27 protein-coding genes (1 of these 27 running past the window's edge) are annotated in these 25,011 nt (G+C 68.5%); 21 read left to right on the top strand and 6 right to left on the bottom strand.

All coding sequences use genetic code 11. The features are described from left to right. The first annotated feature begins 48 nt into the window (after nt 1-48). From AC0QTQ_RS14350 to pgi, 6 genes are all read left to right on the top strand, one after another. A complete protein-coding gene (locus tag AC0QTQ_RS14350; protein WP_480257128.1) occupies nt 49-1,257 on the top strand; it encodes an RSP_2647 family RNA methyltransferase in 1,209 nt (402 codons plus the stop codon). Beyond that, nucleotides 1,257-1,799, top strand: coding sequence for an RSP_2648 family PIN domain-containing protein (locus AC0QTQ_RS14345; protein ID WP_480257127.1), 543 nt, complete (start codon nt 1,257-1,259; stop codon nt 1,797-1,799). The genes AC0QTQ_RS14350 and AC0QTQ_RS14345 overlap by 1 nt, the downstream gene beginning before the upstream one ends. After that, nucleotides 1,799-2,299 carry a DUF2478 domain-containing protein gene (locus AC0QTQ_RS14340; RefSeq protein ID WP_480257126.1) on the top strand — a complete coding sequence of 167 codons (501 nt, stop codon included), beginning with the start codon at nt 1,799-1,801 and terminating at the stop codon, nt 2,297-2,299. Before AC0QTQ_RS14345 ends, AC0QTQ_RS14340 begins: the two co-directional genes overlap by 1 nt. Before the next feature lie 97 nt (nt 2,300-2,396). Next, the gene (gene zwf, locus AC0QTQ_RS14335) at nt 2,397-3,863 is read left to right on the top strand and encodes a glucose-6-phosphate dehydrogenase (RefSeq protein WP_480257125.1); all 1,467 of its coding nucleotides are present in this window, start codon (nt 2,397-2,399) and stop codon (nt 3,861-3,863) included. Next, on the top strand, nt 3,860-4,531 hold the full coding sequence (gene pgl, locus AC0QTQ_RS14330) for a 6-phosphogluconolactonase (RefSeq protein ID WP_480257124.1): 672 nt from the start codon (nt 3,860-3,862) through the stop codon (nt 4,529-4,531). The genes zwf and pgl overlap by 4 nt, the downstream gene beginning before the upstream one ends. After that, nucleotides 4,531-6,138: a glucose-6-phosphate isomerase gene (gene pgi / locus AC0QTQ_RS14325; protein WP_480257123.1), complete on the top strand. Its 1,608-nt coding sequence runs from the start codon at nt 4,531-4,533 to the stop codon at nt 6,136-6,138. Before pgl ends, pgi begins: the two co-directional genes overlap by 1 nt. Before the next feature lie 139 nt (nt 6,139-6,277). Here the strand turns inward: pgi and AC0QTQ_RS14320 are convergent, their stop codons facing one another. Continuing rightward, nucleotides 6,278-7,510 (bottom strand): MFS transporter, encoded by a 1,233-nt coding sequence (locus AC0QTQ_RS14320; protein ID WP_480257122.1) that lies wholly within the window; start codon nt 7,508-7,510, stop codon nt 6,278-6,280. 66 nt (nt 7,511-7,576) lie between these two features. On the opposite strand from AC0QTQ_RS14320, the gene AC0QTQ_RS14315 reads away from it, so the two are divergent. The 3 genes from AC0QTQ_RS14315 (at nt 7,577) to AC0QTQ_RS14305 (ending at nt 9,660) form a co-directional block, all read left to right on the top strand. After that, on the top strand, nt 7,577-8,209 hold the full coding sequence (locus AC0QTQ_RS14315) for a DNA-3-methyladenine glycosylase family protein (protein WP_480257121.1): 633 nt from the start codon (nt 7,577-7,579) through the stop codon (nt 8,207-8,209). Then, nucleotides 8,206-8,868 (top strand): alpha/beta hydrolase, encoded by a 663-nt coding sequence (locus AC0QTQ_RS14310; protein WP_121532932.1) that lies wholly within the window; start codon nt 8,206-8,208, stop codon nt 8,866-8,868. Before AC0QTQ_RS14315 ends, AC0QTQ_RS14310 begins: the two co-directional genes overlap by 4 nt. Nucleotides 8,869-9,060: 192 nt before the next feature. Next, a complete protein-coding gene (locus tag AC0QTQ_RS14305; protein WP_480257120.1) occupies nt 9,061-9,660 on the top strand; it encodes an HNH endonuclease in 600 nt (199 codons plus the stop codon). A 16-nt stretch (nt 9,661-9,676) separates the two neighbouring features. Here the strand turns inward: AC0QTQ_RS14305 and AC0QTQ_RS14300 are convergent, their stop codons facing one another. After that, complete coding sequence (locus tag AC0QTQ_RS14300) at nt 9,677-9,844, bottom strand: hypothetical protein (protein WP_183077489.1); 168 nt, start codon at nt 9,842-9,844, stop codon at nt 9,677-9,679. 142 nt (nt 9,845-9,986) lie between these two features. Here AC0QTQ_RS14300 and AC0QTQ_RS14295 point away from each other — a divergent pair, with 142 nt between their 5' ends. Next, complete coding sequence (locus AC0QTQ_RS14295; RefSeq protein WP_480257119.1) at nt 9,987-11,084, top strand: PA0069 family radical SAM protein; 1,098 nt, start codon at nt 9,987-9,989, stop codon at nt 11,082-11,084. Here AC0QTQ_RS14295 and AC0QTQ_RS14290 read toward each other — a convergent pair. Both AC0QTQ_RS14290 and AC0QTQ_RS14285 read right to left on the bottom strand, forming a co-directional pair. Continuing rightward, the gene (locus tag AC0QTQ_RS14290; RefSeq protein WP_480257118.1) at nt 11,081-12,037 is read right to left on the bottom strand and encodes a homocysteine S-methyltransferase family protein; all 957 of its coding nucleotides are present in this window, start codon (nt 12,035-12,037) and stop codon (nt 11,081-11,083) included. The two genes, AC0QTQ_RS14295 and AC0QTQ_RS14290, sit on opposite strands and share 4 nt — an antisense overlap. A 127-nt stretch (nt 12,038-12,164) precedes the next feature. Further along, entirely contained in the window at nt 12,165-12,476 is a 312-nt protein-coding gene (locus tag AC0QTQ_RS14285; protein ID WP_480257117.1) for a DUF1476 domain-containing protein, read from the bottom strand. Between the two features lie 275 nt (nt 12,477-12,751). On the opposite strand from AC0QTQ_RS14285, the gene purC reads away from it, so the two are divergent. The 6 genes from purC (at nt 12,752) to AC0QTQ_RS14255 (ending at nt 21,067) form a co-directional block, all read left to right on the top strand. Then, nucleotides 12,752-13,513: a phosphoribosylaminoimidazolesuccinocarboxamide synthase gene (gene purC, locus AC0QTQ_RS14280; protein WP_121532942.1), complete on the top strand. Its 762-nt coding sequence runs from the start codon at nt 12,752-12,754 to the stop codon at nt 13,511-13,513. A gap of 12 nt (nt 13,514-13,525) precedes the next feature. Continuing rightward, on the top strand, nt 13,526-13,765 hold the full coding sequence (gene purS / locus AC0QTQ_RS14275) for a phosphoribosylformylglycinamidine synthase subunit PurS (RefSeq protein WP_113899077.1): 240 nt from the start codon (nt 13,526-13,528) through the stop codon (nt 13,763-13,765). A 65-nt stretch (nt 13,766-13,830) separates the two neighbouring features. Continuing rightward, complete coding sequence (gene purQ, locus AC0QTQ_RS14270; protein WP_480257116.1) at nt 13,831-14,499, top strand: phosphoribosylformylglycinamidine synthase subunit PurQ; 669 nt, start codon at nt 13,831-13,833, stop codon at nt 14,497-14,499. A 61-nt stretch (nt 14,500-14,560) separates the two neighbouring features. Further along, complete coding sequence (locus tag AC0QTQ_RS14265) at nt 14,561-16,342, top strand: sensor histidine kinase (protein ID WP_480257115.1); 1,782 nt, start codon at nt 14,561-14,563, stop codon at nt 16,340-16,342. A gap of 3 nt (nt 16,343-16,345) precedes the next feature. Further along, on the top strand, nt 16,346-17,677 hold the full coding sequence (locus AC0QTQ_RS14260; protein WP_480257114.1) for a sigma-54-dependent transcriptional regulator: 1,332 nt from the start codon (nt 16,346-16,348) through the stop codon (nt 17,675-17,677). A gap of 555 nt (nt 17,678-18,232) precedes the next feature. After that, nucleotides 18,233-21,067, top strand: a complete 2,835-nt coding sequence (locus tag AC0QTQ_RS14255; RefSeq protein ID WP_480257113.1) for an Rne/Rng family ribonuclease — start codon at nt 18,233-18,235, stop codon at nt 21,065-21,067. A 59-nt stretch (nt 21,068-21,126) separates the two neighbouring features. On the opposite strand, the gene AC0QTQ_RS14250 is transcribed toward AC0QTQ_RS14255, so the two are convergent. Beyond that, a complete protein-coding gene (locus tag AC0QTQ_RS14250; protein WP_480257112.1) occupies nt 21,127-21,351 on the bottom strand; it encodes a sulfurtransferase TusA family protein in 225 nt (74 codons plus the stop codon). Between the two features lie 91 nt (nt 21,352-21,442). On the opposite strand from AC0QTQ_RS14250, the gene AC0QTQ_RS14245 reads away from it, so the two are divergent. After that, entirely contained in the window at nt 21,443-22,186 is a 744-nt protein-coding gene (locus AC0QTQ_RS14245) for a cytochrome c biogenesis CcdA family protein (protein WP_480257111.1), read from the top strand. Between the two features lie 157 nt (nt 22,187-22,343). Here AC0QTQ_RS14245 and AC0QTQ_RS14240 read toward each other — a convergent pair whose 3' ends face one another. Further along, on the bottom strand, nt 22,344-23,132 hold the full coding sequence (locus AC0QTQ_RS14240) for an enoyl-CoA hydratase (RefSeq protein ID WP_480257110.1): 789 nt from the start codon (nt 23,130-23,132) through the stop codon (nt 22,344-22,346). A gap of 53 nt (nt 23,133-23,185) precedes the next feature. Here AC0QTQ_RS14240 and AC0QTQ_RS14235 point away from each other — a divergent pair, with 53 nt between their 5' ends. From AC0QTQ_RS14235 to AC0QTQ_RS14220, 4 genes are all read left to right on the top strand, one after another. Next, complete coding sequence (locus AC0QTQ_RS14235; RefSeq protein WP_121532960.1) at nt 23,186-23,605, top strand: PaaI family thioesterase; 420 nt, start codon at nt 23,186-23,188, stop codon at nt 23,603-23,605. A gap of 149 nt (nt 23,606-23,754) precedes the next feature. Further along, complete coding sequence (gene rplM, locus AC0QTQ_RS14230; protein ID WP_113899086.1) at nt 23,755-24,216, top strand: 50S ribosomal protein L13; 462 nt, start codon at nt 23,755-23,757, stop codon at nt 24,214-24,216. Between the two features lie 2 nt (nt 24,217-24,218). Next, entirely contained in the window at nt 24,219-24,710 is a 492-nt protein-coding gene (rpsI, locus tag AC0QTQ_RS14225; RefSeq protein ID WP_480257109.1) for a 30S ribosomal protein S9, read from the top strand. Nucleotides 24,711-24,864: 154 nt separating this feature from the next. Next, nucleotides 24,865-25,011, top strand: the beginning of a protein-coding gene (locus AC0QTQ_RS14220; RefSeq protein ID WP_480257108.1) for a phosphatidylserine decarboxylase. It continues 552 nt past the right edge of the window; 147 of the gene's 699 nt are visible here — the first part of the coding sequence; it begins with the start codon at nt 24,865-24,867; its stop codon lies beyond the right edge, outside the window.

The raw sequence follows: 25,011 nt of genomic DNA, 5'->3' as shown, positions 1-25,011 counted from the left end.
GCGCTAGAGGGGGCGGCAACGCCCCTTTTTTTCACGCGAGGCCTTCCGATGTCCGACACCGATCTTCCGCAGACGCGTCCCGTGGTGCGGCTGCGTCCCAAGGCCGAGGCGCGTGCGATCCGCCACGGCTTCCCCTGGGTCTATGCCGACGAGCTGGTCACCGACCGGCGCACGCAGGCGCTGACCCCCGGCACCATCGCCACGCTCGAGGATTCCGAGCGCCGGCCGCTCGCCACCGTCACCGTCAACCCGAACTCGAAGATCATCGGCCGCGTGCTCGACCGCAATGCCGAGGCGGTGATCGACCGTGCCTGGATCGCGGCGCGCATCGCCCGTGCGCTCGAGCTGCGCGCGCGGCTGTTCGATGCCCCCTTCTACCGCCTGGTCCATGCCGAGTCGGATGGGCTGCCCGGCGTCATCATCGACCGTTTCGGCGATGTCGCGGTGGTGCAGCCGAACGCCGCCTGGTCCGAGGCGATGATCGGGGACATCGCTGCGGCGCTGACCGAGGTCGCGGGGGTGACCGCCATCGTCAAGAACGGCTCGGGCCGCTCGCGCAGCCTCGAGGGGCTGACCGAGGAGACGGTGGTGCTGCAGGGCGCGATCGAGGGTCCGATCGAGGTGCCGATGAACGGCGCGATCTACATGGCCGACGTTCTGGGCGGGCAGAAGACCGGGCTGTTCTTCGATCAGCGCCCGAACCATGCCTTTGCCGCGCGACTGGCAAAGGGGGCGCGGGTGCTCGATGTCTTCTCGCATGTGGGCGGCTTTGCGCTGGCCTGTCTTGCGGGCGGGGCCGAGTCGGCGCTGTCGGTCGATGCCTCGGCCGCGGCGCTGGGGCTGGCCGCGCAGGGCGCCGAGGCGATGGGGCAGGGCGCGCGTTTCGCGACCCGTCAGGGCGACGCCTTCGCCACGCTCGAGGCGCTGGCCGCCGAGGGCGCGCAATTCGATCTGGTGATCTGCGACCCGCCGGCCTTCGCGCCGGCGAAACCCGCGCTGCAGGCCGGGTTGCGGGCCTATGAGCGGGTGGCGCGTCTGGCCGCGCCGCTCGTCGCGCCGGGCGGTTTCCTGGCGCTGTGCTCGTGCTCGCACGCGGCCGATCTCGAACAGTTCCGCGCCGCCTCGAGCCGCGGCATCGGTCGCGGCGGGCGCCGGCCGCAACTTCTGCACACCGGCTATGCCGGCCCCGATCACCCGATGCTGCCGCAGCTCGCCGAGTCGGGCTATCTGAAGGCACTGTTCTTCCGGCTCGACTGATGAAGGTCCTGCTCGACGCCTGCGTGCTCTATCCGACCGTGCTGCGCGAGATCCTGATCGGCGTGGCGCGGCGCGGGCTCTACACGCCGTTGTGGTCGGCGCGCATTCTGGAGGAATGGGCGCGCGCCGCGGCCCGGCTGGGGCCGGCGGACGAGGTGATCGCGCGCGGCGAGGTGGCGGCGCTGCGCGCGGCCTTCCCGCGCGCCGAGGTGGCGCCGAAGCCGGCGCTCGAGGCGCGGCTCGTGCTGCCCGACCCGAATGACGTGCATGTCCTGGCTGCGGCGATCGCGGGTTCGGCCGATGCCATCGTGACCTTCAACGCCGTCGATTTTCCGCGTGCGACGCTGGCCGCCGAGGGGATCGAGCGGCGCGACCCGGACGGCTTCCTCTGGGCGCTGTGGTCGGACAGCCCCGAACCCGTGGCCGAGGTGGTCGAGGCGGTGCGGGCCGAGGCCGAGCGGCTGTCGGGCGTGCCGCAGCCGTTGCGGCCGCTGCTCAAACGCGCCAAGCTGCCGCGGTTGGGCAAGGTGCTGGAGGCGTGATGCTGGGCTTCATGACGATTGCCGAGAGGGGCGAGGCGGATCGGCTGCTCGCCGATTTCGCCGCGGATCTCGAGGCCGCGGGGCGCCCGGTCGTCGCCATGGTCCGCGCCGAGCTGCCGGCCGCGCGCGCCTGCGAGATGGCGCTGCGGCTTTACCCCTCGGGCGAGGTCGCGCCGATCTCGCAATCGCTGGGCGCGGGCGCCGATGCCTGCACGCTCGATGCCGGCGCGCTCGAGGCGGCAGTGATGACCACCACCGCGGCGCTTGCGGCGGCCGCGCCCGGTGTGCCGCTGATCCTGAACAAGTTCGGCAAGCAGGAAAGCGAAGGCCACGGCAGCCGCGCGCTGATCGCCGCCGCGCTCGAGGCCGGGCATCCGGTGCTGATTTCGGTGCCGCCGGCGACGCGCAGGGCCTTCCTCGACTTCGCCGGCGATCTGGCGACCGAGCTTGCGCCCGATCCGCGTGCGCTTGGCGACTTTCTGGCGCAGGTCGGCACCTGACCTTTCAAACCGCTTTGAACTCGGCTGCGGCAGGACTAGACTGTTCGGCAAAGCGTCGCTAGAACGCTGACAGTTAGCGCTAACATCGGAGAGGTTCATGGTTTCGCGCGTCATCCCGGTGGACCCGTTCGACGTGGTGGTCTTTGGCGCCACCGGCGATCTGTCCACCCGCAAGATCCTGCCCGCACTCTACCGGCGCTTCTTCGCCGGGCAGATCCCGCCCGAGGCGCGGATCATCGGCGCTGCCCGCACCGATCTCGATGCCGAGGGGTTCCGCGCCCTGACCCGGACCGCGATCGCGGAACATGTGGGGGCGGCAAAACGTGACCCCGAGCAGATCGAGGCCTTCCTGCGCTGCGTCGACTATGTCCCGGTCGATGCCACCGGCACCAGCGGCTGGCAGGAGCTGAAGGCGCTGATCCGGCCGGGCGTGGTGAACGCCTTCTACTTCTCGGTGGCGCCGGCGCTCTTCGGCGATCTGGCCGAGCGGCTGCACGGCCATGGCATCACCACCGACGACTCGCGCATCGTGGTCGAAAAGCCCTTCGGCCGCGATCTGGCCTCGGCGCAGGCGCTGAACGCCACGCTGGCCGCGCATTTCGACGAGCATCAGATCTACCGCATCGACCATTACCTCGGGAAGGAGACGGTGCAGAACCTGATGGCGGTGCGCTTTGCCAACATCCTGTTCGAGCCGCTGTGGAACAGCCAATATGTCGACCACGTGCAGATCACCGTGGCCGAGACCGTGGGTGTGGGCGGGCGTGGCGGCTATTACGACCGCTCGGGCGCGATGCGCGACATGGTGCAGAACCACATGATGCAGCTCCTGTGCCTGATCGCGATGGAGCCGCCCTATCACTTCGACCCGGACGCGGTGCGCGACGAGAAGCTGAAGGTGATCCGCGCGCTGCAGCCCGCGGCGCAATCCGACATCGTGCGCGGCCAATACCTGCCGGTGAAGGGCGACCCGGCGCGGCGCGGCTATGTCGAGGATGTCGAGAACCCCGACAGCCGTTCGGAAAGCTACATCGCGCTGAAGGTGCAGGTGGCGAACTGGCGCTGGCAGGGCACGCCCTTCTATCTGCGCACCGGCAAGCGGTTGCGCGCGCGCACCTCGGAAATCGCCATCACCTTCAAGCAGCCGCCGCATTCGATCTTCGACGAGGCCGACGACAGCTGGCGCGAGAATGTGCTGGTGATCCGGCTGCAGCCGAACGAGGGGATGAACCTCAAGGTGATGATCAAGGAGCCGGGGCCGGGCGGCATGCGCCTGGTGCAGGTGCCGCTCGACATGTCCTTCGCCGAGGCTCTGGGCGAGGAGGGGGCCGATATCCCCGACGCCTATGAACGCCTCATCATGGATGTGATCCGCGGCAACCAGACGCTGTTCATGCGCGGCGACGAGGTCGAGGCGGCCTGGGCCTGGACCGACCCGATCATCGCCGGCTGGGAGGCGCGGGGGGACCGGCCGCAGCCCTATGATTCGGGCTCCTCCGGGCCCGAGGACGCGCTGATGCTGATGCACCGCGACGGCCGGCGCTGGCGCGAGATCCGCGAATGAACTTCGTCGCCTACCCCGACCGCGAGATGCTCATGGTGGCGCTGGCCGACACCATCGCCTCGCAGCTGCGCGAGGCGCTTTCGCGCGAGGGGCGGGCGGTGCTGAGCGTGCCGGGCGGCACCACGCCGGGGCCGGTCTTCGATATCCTCTCGGGGGTGGCGCTCGACTGGGGAAACGTCTCGGTGCTGCTCAACGACGAACGCTGGGTGCCCGAGGACAGCCCGCGCTCGAACACCCGGCTCGTGCGCGAGCGGCTCTTGCGCGACCGCGCGGCCGCGGCGCGGCTGGTGCCGCTTTACGCTCCCGCGCCCCGCCCCGAGGACCGGCTTGACGCGCTTGCCGCGGGCGTCGCCGCGGTGCTGCCGATCACCGTGCTTCTGCTCGGCATGGGGGCGGACATGCACACGGCCTCGCTTTTCCCCGGCGCCGACCGGCTCTCCGAGGCGCTTTCGCCCGAGGCGCCGGTGCTGATGGCGCTGCGCGCCGAGGCGGCGGGCGAGCCGCGCATCACCCTCACCGCTCCGGCCTTGCGCACGGCGATGCACTGCCACATTCTCATCACCGGCGACGAAAAGCGTGCCGCCCTCGACCGTGCGGCGCATCTGTCCGAGGTCGAGGCCCCGGTCCGCATCGTTCTGAACACCGCCACCATCCATTGGGCCCCATGATGAACCGCTTTGACGACCTGCTCTCCCACGCTGCCGCGACGAAAGACCGGCAGATCCGGGAATTGTTCGAAAATGACAATCGCGCCGCCGAGTTCAGTGCGGAATTCGGCGAATTCCTGTTCGATTATTCCAAGACCTCCATCGATGAAACCGCGCGCGACCTGCTGGTTGCGCTGGCCGAACGCTGCGGCGTTGCGGAGAAACGGGCCGCGATGTTCTCCGGCGCGAAGATCAACGAGACCGAGAATCGCGCCGTCCTGCACACCGCCTGGCGCAACATGGCGGCCGAGGTCTCGGTCGACGGGCGCGACGTGATGCCCGAGGTGCGCGCCACGCTCGGCCGGATGCAGACCTTCGCCGAGGAGGTGCGCGCAGGCCGCTTCACCGGGCAGGGGGGCGCGATCACCGATGTCGTCAATATCGGCATCGGCGGCTCCGACCTCGGCCCGGCGATGGCCACGCTGGCGCTGTCGTCCTTCGCCGACGGGCCGCGCTGCCATTTCGTCTCGAACGTTGACGGCGCGCATATCCATGACACGCTGAAGGGGCTGAACCCGGAAACGACGCTCGTCATCGTCGCGTCAAAAACCTTCACCACGATCGAGACGATGACCAACGCCGAAACCGCGCGCAAATGGATGGCGGCAAAGGTCGCCAACCCCGCCGCGCAATTCGCCGCGATCTCCTCGGCCGTCGACAAGACCGCCGCCTTCGGCATCGATCCGTCCCGCGTCTTCGGCTTCGAGGATTGGGTCGGCGGGCGCTATTCGGTCTGGTCGCCGATCGGGCTGAGCCTGATGCTCGCCGTCGGCCCGGGCTATTTCGCCGAGTTCCACGCCGGCGCCGCCGCGATGGACCGCCATTTCCGCGAGGCGCCCTTCGCCGGGAACCTGCCGGTGCTGCTCGCGCTGGTGGGCATCTGGCACAATCAGGTTCTGGGTCATGCCACCCGCGCCGTGCTGCCCTATGAACAGCGCCTCGCCCGGCTGCCCGCCTATCTCCAGCAGCTCGAGATGGAGAGCAACGGCAAGCGCGTCAGCATGGATGGCGCGGACCTGCCCTATAATTCGGGCCCGGTGGTCTGGGGCGAGCCGGGCACGAACGGCCAGCACGCCTTCTATCAGCTGATCCATCAGGGCACGCGGGTGATCCCCTGTGAGTTCCTGGTGGCCGCGACCGGGCGCGAGCCCGATCTCGAGCATCAGCACCTGCTGCTCGTCGCGAATTGCCTCGCGCAATCCGAGGCGCTGCTGCGCGGCCGCTCGCTGGCCGAGGCGACCGAGATCCTGCGCAAGAAGGGCCTGACCGGGGCCGAGCTGGAACGTCAGGCACGCCACCGCGTCTTCCCGGGCAACCGGCCTTCGACGACGCTGCTGTTCAACAAGCTGACGCCCTTCACGCTGGGCGGGATCATCGCGCTTTATGAGCACCGGGTCTTCGTCGAAGGGGTGATCCTCGGCATCAACAGCTTCGATCAATGGGGGGTGGAGCTTGGCAAGGAACTTGCGCTCGCCCTCGCCCCGGTGCTCGAAGGTAGTTCGGACGGCGCCGGCAAGGACGGTTCGACCCGCGCGCTTGCCGCCCGTATCCGCGCCCTGCGCGGCTGACCCTACAAGGCGGGGCGCGTCCTCCGCGCTTCGCCAATCCTCCGGCGCGATCGGGCCCGGGGCCAAAGTCCCCCTCAGGTCTTCCAATCGCAGCAATATCCCGGGGGGGCAGGCCGAGGGGGCAGCGCCCCTCTTTTTCTTACCGCGTTTCCTTCGGCCGCAGCACCAGCCAGATCAGCGCCGCACCGGCCAGCGTCAGGAAGGGCAGCATCGCCAGGTTCACCGCCTGCCAGCCCGCCTGCGGATCGCCCGCCGAGGCGCAGTTCATCAGGCTGCCCGAGCTGAGCGAGGCGAGGAACACGCCGCCGAAGACGACAAAATCGTTCATCCCCTGCACATGGCCGCGCTCGTCGGCGGTATGCGCCGAGGCGAGCATCGCGGTCGAGCCGATGAAGCCGAAGTTCCAGCCGAGCCCCAGCAGCATCAGCGCCAGGAAGAACTTCTCGATCTCGACCCCGCTCATCGCCACCGCGCCCGAGGCCGCGAGGATCACCAGGCCGATGCCGACGATCATTTCCTTGCCGAAGCGCGCGATCAGATGGCCGGTGAAGAACGAGGGGATATACATCGCCAGCACATGGGCCGAGACGATATTGGCGGCGTCGCCCGCCTCGAAGCCGCAGCCGACGACGGCGAGCGGGGTCGAGGTCATGACCAGGTTCATCAGCGCATAGCTGACCATGCCGCAGATCATCGCCACCGCAATCACCGGGTCCTTCAGCAGCTCGCGCCGGCTGCGGCCCGGATGGGCCACGCCCTTCGCCCGCCGGCCGGGGGCCGGGATGTCGAGAAAGGCGAAGAGGACCGGCCCCAGCAGGTTGATGACGATGATCGCGAGATAGGTCGCCATGAACGGCACCACCATCGCCTGCGCGGTGAATTTCACCAGCTGCGGGCCGATGATCGCCGCGGCGAGCCCACCGGCCATCACGTAGGAGATCGCCTTCGGCTGGAACTCGGGGCTGGCGCCATCGGTCGCGGCAAAGCGATAGAAGCCCTGCGCCGACATGTAGACGCCGGTGAGCGCCGATCCCGCCATGAAGAGGGCGAAGGAGCCGATGTAGAGCGCATAGGCCGCGATCGCCGCGCCGATCCCGCCCGCCACCGTCGACAGGATGAAGCCCGCGCGCCGCCCCTTCGCCGCCATGAATTCCGACATCGGCTGCGCCGAGAGCACCGAGCCGAGCACGATCATCGACAGCGGCAGCGTCGAGAAACACGGGTTCGGCGCCAGCGACTGGCCGGCAAGCCCGCCCACGGTGAAGATCATCGACATCTGCGCGCCAAGGAAAGCCTGGGCGAGCACGAGGACGGCGACATTGCGCTTTTCGCGCGCGTCGGGGCCGGCGGGGGAGGAGGCGAGATCGGTCATGGCGAAAGGCCTAGCCTTCCGCGCGGGGGCTGGCAAGCGTCGCGACAATCGGGCAGGGTGGGCGCCATGGTTGGACGGATCATCACCACCGAGGACGACGTGGCCGAGGGCGCGGCCTGGCTTGCCGCGCGCGAGCCTGCCTTTGCGCGCGCGCTCGAGACCACCGGCCCCTGGCCGCTGCGCCGCCGTGCCGACGGGTTCGAGGCGCTGCGCGATGCGATCATCGGCCAGCAGGTCTCGGTTGCGGCGGCGAACGCGATCCGGGCCAGGGTGCTGGCGGCGGGGTTCGGGGGCGAGGCGGCGCTGGTCTCGGCCTCGGAGGACGCTCTGCGCGGCTGCGGCCTGTCGCGGCAGAAGGTGCGCTATCTGCAGGCGCTGGCGGGCTCGGGCATCGACTTCGACGCGCTGCGGATGCTTCCGGACGAGGAGGTGATCGCGACGTTGCTGCCGCTGCCGGGCATCGGGCGCTGGACCGTCGAGATGTATCTGATCTTTGCGCTTGGCCGGGCCGATGTCTTTGCCGTCGACGATCTGGCGCTGGCCGAGGCGGCGCGGCTGCTCTTCGGTCTGCCCGAGCGGCCGAAGCGACGCGCCTTCAATAACCTTGCCGCCGCCTGGTCGCCCTGGCGGGCGGTCGCGGCGCGCGGGCTCTGGGCCTGGTATGCCGCGATGAAACAACGAGAAGGAGTGGCGCCATGACGCGCGAGCTGAAATCGGGGCGCGTCGCGCCGCAATCGGGCGAGGTGAAATCGCTCGTCGTCTTCCTGCACGGCTATGGCGCCGACGGGGCGGATCTGCTTGGCCTCGCCGAGCCGCTCGCGCCGCATCTGCCGGACACGCTCTTCGTTGCCCCCGACGCGCCCGAGCCCTGCGCCGGCAATCCCTTCGGCCGGCAATGGTTCCCGATCCCGCGGCTCGACGGCTCGACCATGGAGCAGGCGGCCGAGGGGGCGGCGCGCGCGGCCGAGGATCTGAATGCCTTTCTCGACGGTCTGCTGGCGGCCGAGGGGCTGAGCCCGTCGCAGCTGGCGCTGGTGGGCTTTTCGCAGGGCACGATGATGTCGCTCGAGGTCGCGCCGCGGCGGGCCGAGCCGGTCGCCTGCGTCGTCGCCTTCTCGGGGCGGCTGCTGCGGCCCGAGGCGCTGGCGGCCGAGGCGGTGTCGAGACCGCCGGTGCTGTTGCTGCATGGCGACGCCGATCCGATGGTGCCCTTCGAGGAGATGAGCGTGGCGGGCGACGCGCTGGTGGCGGCCGGGTTCGAGACCTATGGCCATGTGATGAAGGGCACGGGCCACGGCATTTCGCCCGACGGGCTGAGCGTGGCGCTGGCCTTCCTCAAGCAGTATCTGCCCGGCTGATCCGCGCCTTGCCCGGAAAACGGGCAGCTGTCATATCCCTGTCGCGCTGCCATGCCATCCATGCTGCATGGCGGCAAGGTCGCAGATCGCGATGCTTGCCAGACTCGGAACGCCATATATAGTTGAGGTATGGCAGGGGCGGGGCTCCCCGCCCCGGTGCCGGATCGGCGACAGGGCGGAAGTGGGGTGCGCATGCTGGACCATGGAGACAGGTCGGAATTCCGAACGCAATTCGTGCGCGAGCCATCGGCGCTGCGCCATTATCCGGCGCTGGTGCTGAACGCCGATTTCCGGCCGCTCAGCTATTACCCGCTGTCGCTCTGGCCCTGGCAGGAGACGATCAAGGCGGTCTGCCTCGACCGGGTCGCGATCCTCGCCGAATATGACGAGGTGGTGCGCTCGCAAAGAGAGGCGATACGCATCCCCTCGGTCGTCGTGCTGAAAGAATTTGTCCGTCCCCAGAAGCGCGTGGCTTTCACGCGCTTCAATCTTTTTCTGCGGGACGGTTTTTGCTGCCAGTATTGCGGCTCGAAGGGGGATCTGACCTTCGACCATGTCGTGCCGCGCTCGAAGGGGGGCGTGACGAGCTGGGAGAATGTCGTCGCCGCCTGTGCGCCGTGCAACCTGAAGAAGGCGAACAAACCCCTGCGCGCCTCGGGGTTGCGGCTGAAACGGGTGCCGCGGGCGCCGACGCCCGGAGAGATGCACGAGGCCGGGCGGCGCTTCCCACCGGGGCACCTGCACGACAGCTGGATCGACTTTCTCTATTGGGACGCCGAGCTCGACGAATGAGGCGGCCCGGCCCGGGCTATTCGACCCGGGCGAGCAGCCGCGCCAGTGCCGCCGCGCCCAGAAGCGCGATGGCCAGAGCCGCAAGCGGCACCCCCGCCTTCGCGGCCATCCACAGCGTCGCGCCGGCGGCCAGGATCACGGCGCAGATCAGCAACAGGAAATGGGGCAGGGGTATCGGTTCCATCGCGGGCCTCCTGCCGTTTACTATGGGCGCGCGCGAGGCAAAGGAAAAGCCCCCGGTGCACCCGCAGCATCAGATTGCGCTTCACGCTTGAGTGCGCGCGAATCGACTTGAAAACGTTCTTGTTTCGTTCCAGATTCCGCGCATGACCGAGCTGCCCCTGATCCTGCCCCCCGCCGATCCGCGCACGCGCCTGAAGGCGCGCGGCGCCGCGAGCCGCCCCGCCGGCCGGTTCGAGCCCTATGAGCGGCTGTGGGAGCCCGACGGCTGGGATCTGCCCGAGGATGAGGTGCTCTTGCGCACCGAGGTCAGCATCGAGCATCCGCGCAGCATCATCACCCGCAACGACAGCCCCGATCTGGCCTTCGACCGGTCGATCAACCCCTATCGGGGCTGCGAGCATGGCTGCATCTATTGCTTCGCGCGGCCTTCGCACGGCTATCTGGGCCTGTCGGCGGGGCTCGATTTCGAGACCCGGCTGGTCGCCAAGCCCGAGGCGCCCGCGGTGCTCGAGCGTGAGCTGCGGCGCAAGGGCTATCAGGTGGCGCCGATCGCCATCGGCACCTCGACCGACCCCTATCAGCCGATCGAGTCGAAGATGGGGGTGATGCGCGGTCTGCTCGAGGTGCTTGATGCCTTCAACCACCCGGTGGCGATCACCACCCGCGGCGCGGGCATCCTGCGCGATCTCGACCTTCTGGCCAGCATGGCAGAGCGTGGCCTGGTGCATGTGGGCGTCAGCCTGACCACGCTCGACGACGACCTGGCGCGCAAGATGGAGCCGCGCGCGCCCGCGCCGCGCACCCGGCTGCGGATGATGCGCGAGCTGTCGCGCGCCGGTGTGCCGGTGCGGGTGATGGCGGCGCCGATCATCCCGGGGCTGACCGATCACGCGCTCGAGGCGATCCTGACCGAGGCGCGGCGGGCGGGGGCGCAGGCGGCGGCGATGATCCCGCTGCGCCTGCCCAACGAGGTGGCGCCGCTCTTTGCCGACTGGCTGGAGCGCCAGTATCCGGCGCGGGCCGAGCGGGTGCTGAACGCGATCGCGGCCTTCCGCGGCGGGCGGCTGAACGACCCGCGCTTCGGCAGCCGGATGACCGGCGAGGGCACCGAGGCCGAGCTTCTGGCGCAGCGCTATGCGCTGTCGTGTCGCCGGCTCGGGTTGGACCGGCCGCTGCCTGACCTGGACGTCACGCGCTTTGCGCCGCCGCCGCGGGCGGGCGATCAGCTCGAGCTGTTCTAGGCGCGGCGCGCGGAGGCGATCGGTTGCGCCTCGCCAAGCCGGGCGGTGATCTCGTCATGCGTCGGGCGCGCGTCGCGGGCGGTGGTTTCGAGCGCCTCGCGCATCGCCCCGAGATGCGCCGCCGTCAGCCCGGCACCGCCGCCGATGATCCGCGCGCCCGCGTCTCGCGCGAGTCGGGCGAATTCCGCCATCCGCCGCGGATCGCTTTCGGTGCCGTCCTCGGTCAGCGCATCGGCCTGCGCATCGGCCTGGGCGATCAGCGGGTGTTCGACGCCCGCCGCGCAAAGGGTGAGCAGCGTGTGCAGCAGCCGCGCCGGCCCCGGCCCTTCGGCGCCAAGCGCCTCGGGCTGCGGCGCCAGCGCGCCGGCCTGCGCCGCGAAGGGGGCGGGGGCAAGGCCCATCAGCGTGCGCCCGGCACTGTCGAAGCGCATCGTGCCGCACCAGCCGAGCCCGACGCGCTGCGCGGCCTCGGCCGCCGCCGCCAGTTCCTCGAGCGCGGCGAAGCCGCCGAGCCACAGCACGCTGGCGCCACCGTCGCGCAGCGCCTCGGCCTGTTCGTGGAAGATCTCGACGGCAAGCGCGTGGCGCAGCGTGCCCATCGGCGCGAAGATCTCGCCCGTCGGGCCGATCGTGCCGGCGACGACCACCCGGCGTTCGCTGCGCTCGGCGGCCTCCCGGGCGATCTCGGCGGCCGTGCGGCTGAGCGCGCCCGCACGGGCCTGAGCGCCGTAGGGGCGCAGCCGCGAAGCATTGGCGCCGGCCGAGTTCGTGCGGATCAGGTCGGCGCCCGCGTCGATCGCGGCCTTTGCCACCGCCTGGATCCGGGCGGGGGCGGCGAAGGCCGCGGGCGCGCCGCGATCAAGCGCAAGCCCCGCGGGGCCGCGCTCGGGCAGGCCGTCGGTCAGCAGCGCGTCGCGCGCATCAAGCAGGCGGGCGAGGGTCTCGGCAGGCATGGTGTCACTTCCTGTGCGGCGCGCAGGCCTGACCTTGCGGGGCAGGGCTCACGGGCGCGGATGTGAAAAACCCTCCGGCAGCCGCGCCGGAGGGCGTCTTGCGCAATTGACGGGGTCAGCCCCCGGATCAGCCCTCGGCGATCTGTTTCGCGGCGGCGGCGAGTGCCTCGGCGAGTTTCGCCCGCACCGTCGCCTCGTCGGCGCGCGGGCCGAGGTCGGCGACCAGCTTGCGCACCACGTCTTCCTTGCCGGCCTCGAAGAAATCGGCGGTCAGCAGCGAGGTGACATAGGTGTCGGCCTCCTCGTCAGCCTTGCCCATCATCTCGGCGGCCCAGAGTGCGACCATCTTCACCGCGCGTGCGCCCTCGCGGAAGCGCTTGTCGGTGTCGTGGGCGAACTTGGATTCATATGCCTGTTCGCGGTCGTCAAAGGTGGTCATGGCCGTGTCCCCCCGGGAAATTGGTTGCCCTTACCTTGACATATGCCCGCCTCGGCGGGGCACTTCAAGGGTGCAGATCGGCGCAGCGGGACCGCTAGCGCTAATGCTGCGCACGCGAATGTTCACAGGCAAATCGGCCGAGCCAGCGCGCCTTTGCCTTGCGGCGCCGCAAGCCTTGTCCTATAGGGGCGAAAAGGGCCCTGCGCCCGCTTGCCCGGTGCGGGCCCAGGGGAGCTGCCCCCGGGGCAGCCGGGCCGCAGAAGGAACCATTGCCCATGTCACCGCGTCGCAAGAAGATCTACGAAGGCAAGGCGAAGATCCTGTACGAAGGCCCGGAGCCGGGCACGCTCGTGCAGTATTTCAAGGATGACGCCACCGCCTTCAACGCGCAGAAGAAAGCGACGATCGAGGGCAAGGGCGTGCTGAACAACCGCCTGTGCGAGTTCTTCATGCAGGGGCTGACCAACATCGGCATCCCGAACCACTTCATCCGCCGCCTGAACATGCGCGAGCAGCTGATCCGCCAGGTCGAGATCATCCCGCTCGAGGTGATCGTGCGCAACTTCGCCGCCGGCTCGATCGCGAAACGTCTGGGTATGGAAGAGGGCACCGCCCTGCCGCGCCCGATCGTCGAGTACAGCTACAAGAACGACGCGCTCGGCGACCCGCTGGTCCCCGAGGAATACATCGTCGCCTTCGGCTGGGCGAACCAGCAGGATCTTGACGACATCGTCTCGCTCGCGCTGCGGGTGAACGACTTCCTCGCCGGCGTGTTCTATGGCGTCGGCATCAAGCTCGTCGATTTCAAGATCGAGATCGGCCGGGTCTGGGATGGCGATTTCATGCGCCTGGTCGTCGCCGACGAGATCTCGCCCGACAGCTGCCGGCTGTGGGACGTGAAGACCGGCGCGCATCTCGACAAGGACGTGTTCCGCCGCGATCTGGGCAGCCTGACGGATGCCTATACCGAGGTGGCGAAGCGTCTCGGCGTGCTGCCGACCAATCCCGAGCCGATGAAGCCCACCCTGATCAACTGAGGAGCGCCCGCGATGAAGGCCCGTGTTCATGTCATGCTGAAGGATGGGGTGCTCGACCCGCAGGGCGAGGCCGTGCGCGCCGCGCTTGGCCACATGGGCTTCTCGGGGGTCGAGGCCGTGCGTCAGGGCAAGGTGATCGAGCTCGATCTCGCCGCGACCGACACGGCCGCGGCGGAAGCCGAGGTCAAGGCGATGTGCGAGAAGCTGCTCGCCAACACCGTGATCGAGAAATACACCGTCGAGATCGCCTGAGGGCGCCGGGGCTCTGCCCCGGACCCCGAGGTATTTGCGCCAAGAAGAAGCAGGGAGCCCCTGAGATGAAAGCCGCTGTCATCACCTTTCCCGGGTCGAACTGCGACCGTGACCTCTTTGACGCCTTCGCGAAGGCGGGCGACGAGGTGGTGAAGGTCTGGCACAAGGAGACCGAGCTGCCCGCGGGCATCGACGTCATCGGCATTCCGGGCGGCTTCTCCTTCGGCGACTACCTGCGCTGTGGCGCGATCGCCTCGCGCTCGCCGATCGGTCAGGCGGTGGTCGATTTCGCGCAGCGCGGCGGCTATGTGCTGGGCGTCTGCAACGGCTTCCAGGTGCTGACCGAGATGGGGCTGCTGCCGGGTGCGCTGATGCGCAATGCCGGGCTCAAGTTCATCTCGAAGCCCGTTGCACTGACGGTGACCACGACCGACAGCGCCTTCACCTCGGGCTATGACAAGGGGCAGGAGATCCTGATCCCGATCGCCCATGCCGAGGGCAATTACCAGATCGACGCCGAGGGGCTGAAGCAGCTTCAGGGCGAGGATCGCGTGGCTTTCCGCTATGTCGAGAACCCGAATGGCGCGACCGACGACATCGCCGGCGTGCTGAGTGCGAACCGCCGGGTGCTGGGCATGATGCCGCACCCCGAGCGGGTGGTGGAGCCCGCGCAGGGCGGCCCCGACGGGGCGGCGCTTTTCCGCGCGTTGAGCTCGGTGATGGCGGCGGCGTGATCGCCCCCGCCTTGTTGGCCCGGCGCCTTCGGCCTAGATTGGCGCCATGCCGGCAAGACGCATGAGCACAGATCAGACGAGCCCCCCCGAGCCCGACCGGCGCGGAAGACGCCGCTTTGTCAGCCGCATTGCCGCTGTCGGTGTGGTCATCGTCGCGGTGGCGGTGATCTGGTCGACCAACGCCTGGATGACCGAGCGCTTCACCGAGACGACGCGGGTGCGCACCGAGCTGCGTCTGGCGCTTTACTCCGGCAACATCCTGTCCGAGCTGCAGCGCACCTCGGTGGTGCCGCTGCTGCTGGCGCGCGATCCGGTGCTGACCAATGCGCTCGAGACCGGGGATTTCTCGAAAAGTTCGGCGCAGCTGATCTCGGCGCGCGAGGATATCGCGGCGGCCTCGATCCGGCTTCTCGACATGAGCGGGCGGGTGGTCGCGGCGACGAACCGCAACCTGCTGGGCACCTCCTATGCGAGCGAGCCGTTCTTCGTCGAGGCGCAGCGCTCGCGCGAGACGATCTTCACCGCGGCCTCTGCCGCGACCGGAGCGACGGAGTTCGACTATTCCCGCGCGCTGGTCGCCGATGGCAAGGCGATCGGGGTGATCGTCGTCGAGGCCGAGCTGTCGAAGTTCGAGCGCTCCTGGGCGGGGATCTCGGATGCGGTCGCGGTGACCGACAGCGAGGGGCGGATCATCCTGACGACGGAGCCGAAATGGCGCGGGCTGACGATGGCCGAGGCGCTGTCGGCGCGCTCGGCTCCGACCGCGATCGAACGCGCGCTGCAGGTCACGGCCGATTGGGCGAACGAGCCGCCTGACGCCTATCTCAAGGGCCAGGCGGTGATGCGCACCGAGACCCGCATCCCCTTCCGCGGCTGGCGGATGATCGCCTTCACCAGCTACGAATCGGTGCGCGAGAAGGTGAATGCCGTCCTCGCGATGGAGATCATGGGCTTTGCGATCCTACTCGCCGCCGGGTTCTACGTGCTGTCGCGGCGCGCACGGGTGCAATCACTCGCCTATCGCCGCGAATCGGCCGATCTGCGGGCGCTGAACGCACGGCTGAGCCGCGAGATCGCCGAGCGCGAGAAGGTGCAGAAGGATCTGGCCGTCGCCGAGCAGACGCTGGCGCAATCCTCGAAGCTCGCGGCACTTGGCGAGATGTCGGCCGCGGTCAGCCACGAGCTGAACCAGCCGCTTGCCGCGATGAAGACCTATCTTGCCGGCGCGCGGCTGTTGCTTCAGCGCGCCCGCACCGAGGAGGCGCTGAGCTCGTTCCAGCGCATCGACGACCTGATCGAGCGGATGGGCGCGATCACCCGGCAGCTGAAATCCTATGCCCGCAAGGGCGGCGAGGCCTTCGAGCCGGTCGATCTGCGCGCCGCGATCAGCTCGGCGCTGGCGATGATGGAGCCGCAGCTGAAGGCGCGCACGGTGCGCATCACCCGGGTGTTGCCGCGCGAGCCGGTGATGGTGATGGCCGACCGGATCCGCCTTGAACAGGTGATCATCAACCTTCTGCGCAACGCGCTTGATGCGACCAAGGGACGGGCGGAGCCGGCGATCGAGCTGATCCTCGCCACCGGCGAGACGGCGGTGCTGGGCGTGCGCGACAACGGACCGGGGATCTCGGATCTGCAAAAGCTGTTCGAGCCGTTCTGGACGACGAAGAAACCGGGGGAGGGGACGGGGCTGGGCCTTGCGATCTCTTCCTCGATTGTCAGCGATTTCGGCGGTCGGCTGACCGCACATAATGCCGAGGAAGGGGGCGCGGTCTTCGAGATGCAGTTGCCGCTGATCTCGGAGGACACGACGGCGCCCAGGGGCGCGAAGGCAGCGGAGTAGCACATGGCACGGATGATGAAGGTGGCGATCGTCGACGACGAGGAAGACATGCGCCAGTCGGTGAGCCAGTGGCTGGCGCTCTCGGGCTTCGACACGGAGACCTATGCGAGCGCCGAGGAGGCGCTGAAGGTGATCGGCACGGACTGGCCGGGGGTGGTGATCTCCGACATCCGGATGCCGGGGATGGACGGGATGGCGTTTCTCAAGCGCCTGATGGGGATCGACAGCGGGCTGCCGGTGATCATGATCACCGGCCATGGCGACGTGCCGATGGCGGTCGAGGCGATGCGGCTTGGCGCCATGGACTTCATGGAGAAGCCTTTCAACCCAGACCGGATGACCGAGCTTGCCAAACGCGCGACGCAGGCGCGGCGGATGACGCTCGACAACCGCGCCTTGCGCCGCGACCTCGCCGAGGGGGCGCAGGTGATGGGCAAGCTGATCGGCACCTCGGCGGCGATGGAGCGGCTGCGCGAGGACATTCTCGACCTCAGCCAGGCCGACGGCCACGTGCTGATCGACGGCGAGACCGGCACCGGCAAGTCCCTTGTGGCGCTTGCCCTGCACGCGACCGGCCCGCGCGCGGGCAAGAAATTCGTCGTGGTCAGCTGTGCCGCCTATGCCGAGGAGGCGCTGACGGCAAAGCTCTTCGGCCCGGTCGAGGAAGGCGGCTCGCTGCCGCTCGTCGAGGAGGCGCGCGGCGGCACGCTGGTGCTCGAGGATGTCGAGGCGCTGAGCCAGTCGCTGCAGGCGCGGCTCCTGACCTTCATCAACGAGCAGGGCACCCCGGCCGAGACCCGGATCCTTGCCGTGTGCAACGCCCATGGCGAGGGCCGCACGCTCGAGGACGCGCTGCGCCCCGACCTCTATTTCCGCCTTGCCGCGCACAAGATCACCCTGCCGCCGCTGCGCGCGCGCGGCGAGGACATCCTGACCATCTTCACCCGCATGACCGAGCAATTCGCCGAGGAATACGGCTGCGACGCGCCCGAGGTCTCGGCGCAGGAGGCGGCGCAGCTCCTGCAGGCGCCCTGGCCGGGCAACGTGCGCCAGCTGATCAACGTGGCTGAACGCGCCGTGCTGCAGGCGCGTCGCGGCTCGGGCTCGATCGCCTCGCTGCTGATGGCCGACAACGAGGAGGCAGGCCCGGCGATGACCACCGAGGGCAAGCCGCTGAAGGAATATGTCGAGAACTTCGAGAAGATGCTGATCGACAACACGATGCGCCGGCACAAGGGCTCGATCGCCGCGGTGATGGATGAACTCTGCCTGCCGCGCCGCACGCTGAACGAGAAGATGGCGAAATACGGCCTGACCCGTCAGGACTACATCTGAGGGGCAGGATCTGAGGGGGCGGCGCGGCCCACGGTCCGCGCCGCCCCTTCCGCTTCCAATTGCCGCAAATATCCCGGGGGTGAGGGCGCAGCCCGAGGGGGCAGCGCCCCCTTCTTCGGCAGTCGTGGAGCGCGGGCCCCCGGCTCCGCCGCCCCGCGACGAAAAAGCGATTGTCATTGCAGCGGCCGCGCGGCTATTGTCGTTTCATGTCGGCGCAGCGCTGCCTCTTGGCGTTTCGCCCACGGATTTCGCTGATTTCGGGGCCAGGAAGTGCGCGATGGCGCCTTCGCGCCCGGATCAACCGATTGGCCGAAAGGCCGCTCTCTTGCCCCCAAGGCCTTGATCCGCGGGGGTTTTAATTGGGTGACGGGGCTCCCCCCCGCACTTGGGAAAGAACCGCGATGACGCGTGGACAGGACGGGCTGGTGATGACGGGCGGGCCTTTGGCCGCCGCCGCCGGCTTTTCGGTGCCCGCGCTCGCCTCAACGAAAAACCATGTCCGTGCCGCCTCTCCCCCCGGGGAGGGGCGGCCGCGGGCATGTGGAACCTGGATACATGGCAAAGAAAATGCTCATCGATGCCACCCACGCGGAGGAAACCCGCGTCGTGGTGGTGGACGGCAACAAGGTCGAGGAATTCGACTTTGAGACCATCAACAAGCGGCAGCTCGCCGGCAATATCTATCTGGCAAAAGTGACGCGGGTGGAGCCTTCGCTCCAGGCCGCTTTTGTCGATTACGGCGGCAACCGCCACGGCTTCCTCGCCTTCGCCGAAATTCACCCGGATTACTACCAGATCCCGGTCGCCGACCGTCAGGCCCTGCTCGAGGAAGAGCGCGCCTATGCCGAGGCCGAGGAGGCCGAGGAGACGAAGTCGCGGTCGCGCCGGTCGCGGTCGCGCTCGCGCAGCTCGGCCAAGGCCGAGAAGGCAGCCGAGACCGATGCGGTCGTCCGCTCCGAGGACATTCCGGGCATGGCGGTGGTCGATCTCGACGCCGAGGCGCCCGAGGCTGACGCGCTGATCGTCGCGCCGGTCGAGGCCGAGGTCGTCGCTGAGGTGCAGGCAGTCGAAGAGTTCGCCCCTGCCGAAGAGGTGGCGGTCGTCGAAGACGCGCCCGAAACCGCCGACGAGGCGAATGACGAGGACAGCTCCGACGAGGACGCGGCCGCCTCGGCCGATGACGGCATCGAATCCGTCGCCGAGGAAGACGTCCACGAAGAGATCCACGCACCGCGCAAGCCGCGTCCGCGCCGCTACAAGATCCAGGAAGTTATCAAGGTGCGCCAGATCATGCTGGTGCAGGTGGTGAAGGAAGAGCGCGGCAACAAGGGCGCGGCGCTGACCACCTATCTGTCGCTCGCCGGCCGCTATTGCGTCCTGATGCCGAACACCGCCCGGGGCGGTGGCATCTCGCGCAAGATCACCAATGCCGCCGACCGCAAGAAGCTGAAGGAGATCGCCTCCGAGCTCGAGGTGCCGCAGGGCGCCGGGCTGATCATCCGCACCGCGGGCGCGCAGCGCACCAAGACCGAGATCCGCCGCGACTATGAATACCTGATGCGGCTGTGGGAGCAGATCCGCGAGCTCACGCTGCGCTCGATCGCGCCGGCGCCGATCTACGAGGAAGGCGACCTGATCAAGCGCTCGATCCGCGACCTCTACTCGAAGGACATCGACGAGGTGCTGGTCGAGGGCGAGCGCGGCTATCGCGTGGCCAAGGACTTCATGAAGATGATCATGCCGTCCCACGCGAAAAGCGTCACCAACTACCGCGAGCAGCTGCCGCTCTTCGCGCGCTTCCAGGTGGAAAGCTATCTCTCCTCGATGTTCAACCCGGTCGTGCAGCTGAAATCGGGCGGCTACATCGTCATCGGCGTGACCGAGGCGCTGGTCGCCATCGACGTGAACTCGGGCCGGGCCACCAAGGAAGGCTCGATCGAGGACACGGCGCTGAAGACCAACCTCGAGGCCGCCGACGAGGTCGCCCGCCAGCTGCGCCTGCGCGACCTGGCCGGTCTGATCGTCATCGACTTCATCGACATGGAAGAGCGCAAGAACAACGCCGCCGTCGAGAAGCGGATGAAGGAAAAGCTCAAGACCGACCGTGCCCGCATCCAGGTGGGCCGGATCTCGGGCTTCGGCCTGATGGAGATGAGCCGGCAGCGGCTGCGTCCGGGGATGCTGGAATCGACCACGCAGCCCTGCCCGCATTGCCACGGCACCGGGCTGATCCGCTCGGACGACAGCCTGGCGCTGCAGGTGCTGCGCGCGATCGAGGAAGAGGGCACCCGCAAGCGTTCGCGCGAAGTGCTGGTGAAATGCCCGGTCGCGGTGGCGAACTACCTGATGAACGCCAAGCGCGAGCATATCGCCGGGATCGAGGCGCGCTATGGCATGGCGGTGCGGCTCGAGGCTGACCCGACGCTGGTCAGCCCCGACTTCTCGATCGAGAAGTTCAAGACCGCGACCCGTGTCGTGCCCGACCCGATGAGCCAGGCGGTTCATGCAACCGCCGAGCTGATGGCCGAGATCGACGAGGCGGAGATCGACGAGGACGAAGATCTCGAAGAGCTCGAGGCAGAGGTCGAGACCGAGGCCGAGGCGGAGGTCGAGGAGAGCGCGGCCGAGATCGGCGAGGGCGAGGACCAGCCGAAGAAGAAGAAGCGCCGGCGTCGGCGGAAGAAGAAGTCTGGCGCGGGCGCTGCGGCGTCGGGCGAGGCCTCTGAGGCCGAGGACGAGGGCGAAGAGGGTGCCGAGGCGTCCGACGAGGAGGCCCCGGAAGACGATGACGAGGCCGCCGAGGACGCGGCGCGTGCGGCGGCTGCCGCGGCGCTGGCCGAGGTGAGCCTGCCCGAGGAGCCGACGCAAGCGCCGGTCGAGGCTCCGGCCGAAGCGCTGGCCGAAGTGGCGGAAGCTGCTCCGGTCGAGACGCCGGTGGCCGAGGCCGAGGTCGCCGAGGCTCCGGCCGAAGAGGCGCCGAAGAAGTCGACCCGCTCGCGCTCGAGCAGCGCGAAGTCGTCGACCTCGAAATCCGCGGCACCGAAAACCTCGTCGTCGCGCAAGAAGACGGTGAAGGCCGAGGGCGAGGAGGGCGAGGCCGCCCCCGCGCCGAAGAAGACGAGCAGCCGCTCGCGCAAGAAGGTGGTCGAGCCGGTCGCGGACGCGGCGCCCGAGGCGGGCGCGGCCGAGCCCGCGGCGCCGGCCGAGACCCCGGTCGAGGCGCCCGTCGCCCCGCCGTCGGAGGCGCCTGTCGAGGCCCCGGTCGAGGCGCCCGCCGCGCCGGTGACCGAGACCCCGGTCGAGGCTCCGGCCGAACTGCCGGCGGAAATGCCCGGCGAGGACGCCGCGGCCGAGACCGGACCGAAGCGCCGTGGCTGGTGGTCGGCCTGATCCGATCGCAAATGAGATGATGAACGCCGGGCCCAGTGCCCGGCGTTTTTCGCTCCGCGTCAGCCCTTTCGGACGAGGTAGCGCAGCCCGGGCCTGTCCTCGGCCGAGATCAGGACGTGCCCGCCCTGGGCGCAGAAATGCGGCACATCGATCCAGCTCGCGCCATCGGTCGCCAGCAATTCGACCACCGCGCCCGCGGGCAGGGCGGCAAGCACCTTGCGCAGGCGCAGGACGGGCAGCGGGCACAGCAGGCCCCGCGCGTCGATGGTGGTGGCGATGTCCATGCACCCGGGCTAGCCGCGGCGTGCCGATTTGTCCACGCGCTTGTGAGTGGTGCGCGGGTGACGGGCGGAGGCGGGGATGCTAAGGAGAGGCATGTTCGGAATTGACCTCATCGACGCCGCCTTCCTGCCCGCCGCGCTGGTCGCGCTGGTGGCGGGGCTCCTGTCCTTCCTCAGCCCCTGCGTGCTGCCGATCGTGCCGCCCTACCTTGCCTATATGGGCGGGGTCAGCATGGGCGATCTGCGCGAGGGGCGCGGCTCGGCGGTGTTGCCGGCGCTGTTCTTCGTGCTGGGGCTTTCGACCGTCTTCCTGCTGATGGGCTTCGCCGCCTCGGCCTTCGGGCAGTTCTTCCTGTCGAACCAGGAGTTCTTCGGCCGCATCGCGGGGGCGGTCATCATCGGGCTCGGGTTGCATTTCCTTGGCCTTTACCGGATCCCGATCCTCGACCGCGAGGCGCGGCTCGACGCGGGCGAGCAGGGCGGCTCGAGTCTCGGCGCCTATGTGCTGGGCCTTGCCTTCGCCTTCGGCTGGACCCCCTGCATCGGGCCGCAGCTGGGCGCGATCCTGTCGATCGCGGCACAGGGCGGCGATCTTGCGCGCGGCACCGGGCTGCTTGCGGTCTATGCGGCGGGTCTGGGCATTCCCTTCCTGCTGGCCGCGATCTTCATCCAGCGCGCGATCGGGGTGATGAACCGGATCAAGCGCCACATGGGGCTGATCGAGAAGGGCATGGGTGCGCTTCTGGTGATTGTCGGGCTTCTGCTGCTGACGAATGCCTTCTCGGTGATCAGTTTCTGGCTGCTCGAAACCTTCCCGGGGCTGGCACAGCTTGGCTGATGGAGCCAGGGGGCGCTGCCCCCTCGGGCTTCGCCCTCACCCCCGGGATATTTGAGGCAATTGGAAGCAAAAGCCCCGTTGCGCTTTCTCCTTGCCCGAAATACCGCGGGGGTGAATTTTGCCGAAAGGCAAAAGAGGGGGCAGCGCCCCCTGCTTTTCAGACCGCCCAGTCGGGTTTGCGCTTTTCGATGAAGGCGCTGATCCCTTCCTCGGTGTCGCGCCAGAGCATGTTCTCGACCATCACGGCGGCGGTGTGTTCATAGGCTGCGGCGAGATCGAGGCTCATCTGGTCGTAGAAGGCGCGCTTGCCGATCTTCACCGCGGCGCCGAGCTTGGCGGCGAGGGTTTCGGCCAGGCGTCCGGTTTCGGCCGCGAGCGCCTCGTGCGGGGCGATGCGGTTGATCAGGCCGACCTCGCGGGCGCGGGCGGCGTCGATGAACTCGCCCGTCGTCAGCATCTCGAAGGCGACCTTGCGCGGCACGTTGCGCGACAGCGCCACCATCGGTGTCGAGCAGAAGAGCCCGATGTTCACCCCGTTCACGCCAAAACGCGTGCCCTCGGCGGCGACGGCGAGGTCGCAGCTGGCGACAAGCTGGCAGCCGGCGGCGGTGGCGATGCCATGCACCTCGGCGATCACCGGCTGCGGCAGCGCGGGGATCATCTGCATCACCTCGGCGCAGCGGAAGAAGAGATCGGCGAAATAGGCCCGGCCCTTGTCGGGCGCCTGCCGGCCCGCCTGCATCTCCTTCAGGTCGTGGCCGGCGCAGAAGGCCTTGCCGGCGCCTTTCAGCACCACGACCTTGACCGAGCCGTCAGTGCCCAGCTCGGTGAAGCGCGCCTTCAGCGCGGCGAGCATCGCGTCCGACAATGCGTTCAGGCTGCCCGGGGCGTTCATCGTCAGATGCGCGACGACGCCACGTCGCTCGAGTTGCACGAGATCCGTCATTGAAATTCCTCCCTGTCGGGAAAACTCTAGGGAGGGAGATCCGGGGAGGAAAGATGGAAATCGCGATGGACGAGGCGCGGCTTGCCGCCTTCATGGAAGAGGAATTCCCGCAGGTTGCGGAGGATTTCGTGATCGAGAGCGTGGGCGAGGAGCTGGTCGTGCGGCTGAAGGTGGGCGAGCTGCACCTGCGCCCGGGCGGCACGGTCTCGGGGCCGACGATGTTCGCGCTCGCCGATGTCTCGGTCTGGCTCGCGATCCTGAGCCGGATCGGACCGGTGGCGCTTGCCGTCACCACCGGCGCTTCGATCGACTTCATGCGCAAGCCCGCGGCGGGGCGCGACCTGATCGCGCGGGCGCGGCTTCTGAAGCTTGGCCGGGTGCTCGCTGTGGGGGATGTGCTGATCTTCTCGGAAGGGGAGGCGGCGCCCGTTGCGCGGTCGTCGATGACCTATTCGATCCCGCCGAAGGGGTGACTCGCGGCGACTTTGTGGGGTATCTTGATACCAATTTTTCAAGCCACTGATTTCGCGTTGAAAAATGGCGCGCAGTGGGCTTGATTTTCGGGCGCCGATCGCGCAAAAGCCGGCATCCGAATTCCACAACCCTTCAAAGGGCGATCGAAATGAAAACCTATACCGCGAAACCGGCGGAGATCGAGAAGAAGTGGATCCTGATCGACGCCGAGGGCGTCGTTCTGGGCCGCCTCGCCACGATCGTTGCCATGCGCCTGCGTGGCAAGCACAAGCCGACCTTCACCCCGCACATGGACATGGGCGACAACGTGATCATCATCAACGCCGACAAGGTGCAGATGACGGGCACGAAGCGTGAAGACAAGCGCTACTACTGGCACACCAACCACCCGGGCGGGATCAAGTTCCGCACCGCGCGTCAGGTGCTCGAAGGCGCTCACCCCGAGCGCGTCGTGATCAAGGCTGTCGAGCGCATGATCTCGCGCAACCGCCTTGGCCGTGCGCAGATGTCGAACCTGCGCGTCTACGCCGGCACCGAGCATCCGCATGAAGCCCAACAGCCTGAAGTTCTGGACGTCAAGGTCCTGAACAAGAAGAACACCCGGAGCTGATCATGGCCGAAGAACTCAAGTCCCTCGACGATCTGAAGTCGGCCGTGTCGGGCGTCGCCGTGGCGACCGCCGAAGCCCCGGTCACCCGCGAAGCGCAGCGCGATTCGCTGAACCGCGCCTATGCCACCGGCAAGCGCAAGGACGCGGTCGCCCGCGTCTGGGTCAAGCCCGGCTCGGGCAAGATCACCGTCAACGGCAAGGACATGTCGGTGTATTTCGCCCGTCCGGTGCTGCAGCTGATCGTCAACCAGCCGTTCGGCGTCGCTGGCGTCGAAGGCCAGTATGACGTCGTCGCGACCGTCGCCGGTGGCGGCCTCTCGGGCCAGGCCGGTGCGGTGAAGCACGGCATCTCGAAGGCGCTGCAGCTGCACGAACCGGCGCTGCGCGCGCCGCTGAAGGCCGCTGGCTTCCTGACCCGCGACTCGCGCGTCGTCGAACGCAAGAAGTACGGCAAGGCGAAAGCCCGTCGGTCCTTCCAGTTCTCGAAGCGCTGATCTTCAGACCATTGCATTCGGAAAACGCGGTCCCTCGGGGCCGCGTTTTTCATTGTGCCGCAGCGGTGGCGGGGCAGGGGGCGGCCTGGCTGTTCCCATGATCCGCGCTTTGCGGTAGAAACAGGGCAAAAGAACCATAACACAAGGCAGGCGCATGTCCGTATCGATGCTTTCCACCTTCATCAAGCCGATGCACCCGGAGGGGCGGAAGTTCGTCGCCATCTTCGCCGGCATCACGCTTGTGCTGTTCCTGATCTGGGGGCCGCTCGGCTGGCTTGGCACCGGGCTGACGGTCTGGTGC

The sequence above is a fragment of the Paenirhodobacter sp. YD-8 genome (assembly GCF_056590935.1).
This window is presented reverse-complemented; position numbering and strand designations above follow the sequence as displayed.

What these genes read in the sequence shown, in the direction of transcription:
- AC0QTQ_RS14320 (WP_480257122.1), bottom strand. Translation starts at nt 7,510, where the DNA reads ATGACCGATCTCGCCTCCTCCCCCGCCGGCCCCGACGCGCGCGAAAAG.
- zwf (WP_480257125.1), top strand. Translation starts at nt 2,397, where the DNA reads ATGGTTTCGCGCGTCATCCCGGTGGACCCGTTCGACGTGGTGGTCTTT.
- AC0QTQ_RS14255 (WP_480257113.1), top strand. Translation starts at nt 18,233, where the DNA reads ATGGCAAAGAAAATGCTCATCGATGCCACCCACGCGGAGGAAACCCGC.
- rpsI (WP_480257109.1), top strand. Translation starts at nt 24,219, where the DNA reads ATGGCCGAAGAACTCAAGTCCCTCGACGATCTGAAGTCGGCCGTGTCG.
- pgi (WP_480257123.1), top strand. Translation starts at nt 4,531, where the DNA reads ATGAACCGCTTTGACGACCTGCTCTCCCACGCTGCCGCGACGAAAGAC.
- AC0QTQ_RS14260 (WP_480257114.1), top strand. Translation starts at nt 16,346, where the DNA reads ATGGCACGGATGATGAAGGTGGCGATCGTCGACGACGAGGAAGACATG.
- AC0QTQ_RS14305 (WP_480257120.1), top strand. Translation starts at nt 9,061, where the DNA reads ATGCTGGACCATGGAGACAGGTCGGAATTCCGAACGCAATTCGTGCGC.
- AC0QTQ_RS14265 (WP_480257115.1), top strand. Translation starts at nt 14,561, where the DNA reads ATGAGCACAGATCAGACGAGCCCCCCCGAGCCCGACCGGCGCGGAAGA.
- purS (WP_113899077.1), top strand. Translation starts at nt 13,526, where the DNA reads ATGAAGGCCCGTGTTCATGTCATGCTGAAGGATGGGGTGCTCGACCCG.
- AC0QTQ_RS14290 (WP_480257118.1), bottom strand. Translation starts at nt 12,037, where the DNA reads ATGCCTGCCGAGACCCTCGCCCGCCTGCTTGATGCGCGCGACGCGCTG.
- purQ (WP_480257116.1), top strand. Translation starts at nt 13,831, where the DNA reads ATGAAAGCCGCTGTCATCACCTTTCCCGGGTCGAACTGCGACCGTGAC.
- AC0QTQ_RS14250 (WP_480257112.1), bottom strand. Translation starts at nt 21,351, where the DNA reads ATGGACATCGCCACCACCATCGACGCGCGGGGCCTGCTGTGCCCGCTG.
- AC0QTQ_RS14345 (WP_480257127.1), top strand. Translation starts at nt 1,257, where the DNA reads ATGAAGGTCCTGCTCGACGCCTGCGTGCTCTATCCGACCGTGCTGCGC.
- pgl (WP_480257124.1), top strand. Translation starts at nt 3,860, where the DNA reads ATGAACTTCGTCGCCTACCCCGACCGCGAGATGCTCATGGTGGCGCTG.
- AC0QTQ_RS14300 (WP_183077489.1), bottom strand. Translation starts at nt 9,844, where the DNA reads ATGGAACCGATACCCCTGCCCCATTTCCTGTTGCTGATCTGCGCCGTG.
- AC0QTQ_RS14240 (WP_480257110.1), bottom strand. Translation starts at nt 23,132, where the DNA reads ATGACGGATCTCGTGCAACTCGAGCGACGTGGCGTCGTCGCGCATCTG.
- AC0QTQ_RS14285 (WP_480257117.1), bottom strand. Translation starts at nt 12,476, where the DNA reads ATGACCACCTTTGACGACCGCGAACAGGCATATGAATCCAAGTTCGCC.
- AC0QTQ_RS14295 (WP_480257119.1), top strand. Translation starts at nt 9,987, where the DNA reads ATGACCGAGCTGCCCCTGATCCTGCCCCCCGCCGATCCGCGCACGCGC.
- AC0QTQ_RS14340 (WP_480257126.1), top strand. Translation starts at nt 1,799, where the DNA reads ATGCTGGGCTTCATGACGATTGCCGAGAGGGGCGAGGCGGATCGGCTG.
- rplM (WP_113899086.1), top strand. Translation starts at nt 23,755, where the DNA reads ATGAAAACCTATACCGCGAAACCGGCGGAGATCGAGAAGAAGTGGATC.
- purC (WP_121532942.1), top strand. Translation starts at nt 12,752, where the DNA reads ATGTCACCGCGTCGCAAGAAGATCTACGAAGGCAAGGCGAAGATCCTG.
- AC0QTQ_RS14310 (WP_121532932.1), top strand. Translation starts at nt 8,206, where the DNA reads ATGACGCGCGAGCTGAAATCGGGGCGCGTCGCGCCGCAATCGGGCGAG.
- AC0QTQ_RS14350 (WP_480257128.1), top strand. Translation starts at nt 49, where the DNA reads ATGTCCGACACCGATCTTCCGCAGACGCGTCCCGTGGTGCGGCTGCGT.
- AC0QTQ_RS14315 (WP_480257121.1), top strand. Translation starts at nt 7,577, where the DNA reads ATGGTTGGACGGATCATCACCACCGAGGACGACGTGGCCGAGGGCGCG.
- AC0QTQ_RS14235 (WP_121532960.1), top strand. Translation starts at nt 23,186, where the DNA reads ATGGAAATCGCGATGGACGAGGCGCGGCTTGCCGCCTTCATGGAAGAG.
- AC0QTQ_RS14245 (WP_480257111.1), top strand. Translation starts at nt 21,443, where the DNA reads ATGTTCGGAATTGACCTCATCGACGCCGCCTTCCTGCCCGCCGCGCTG.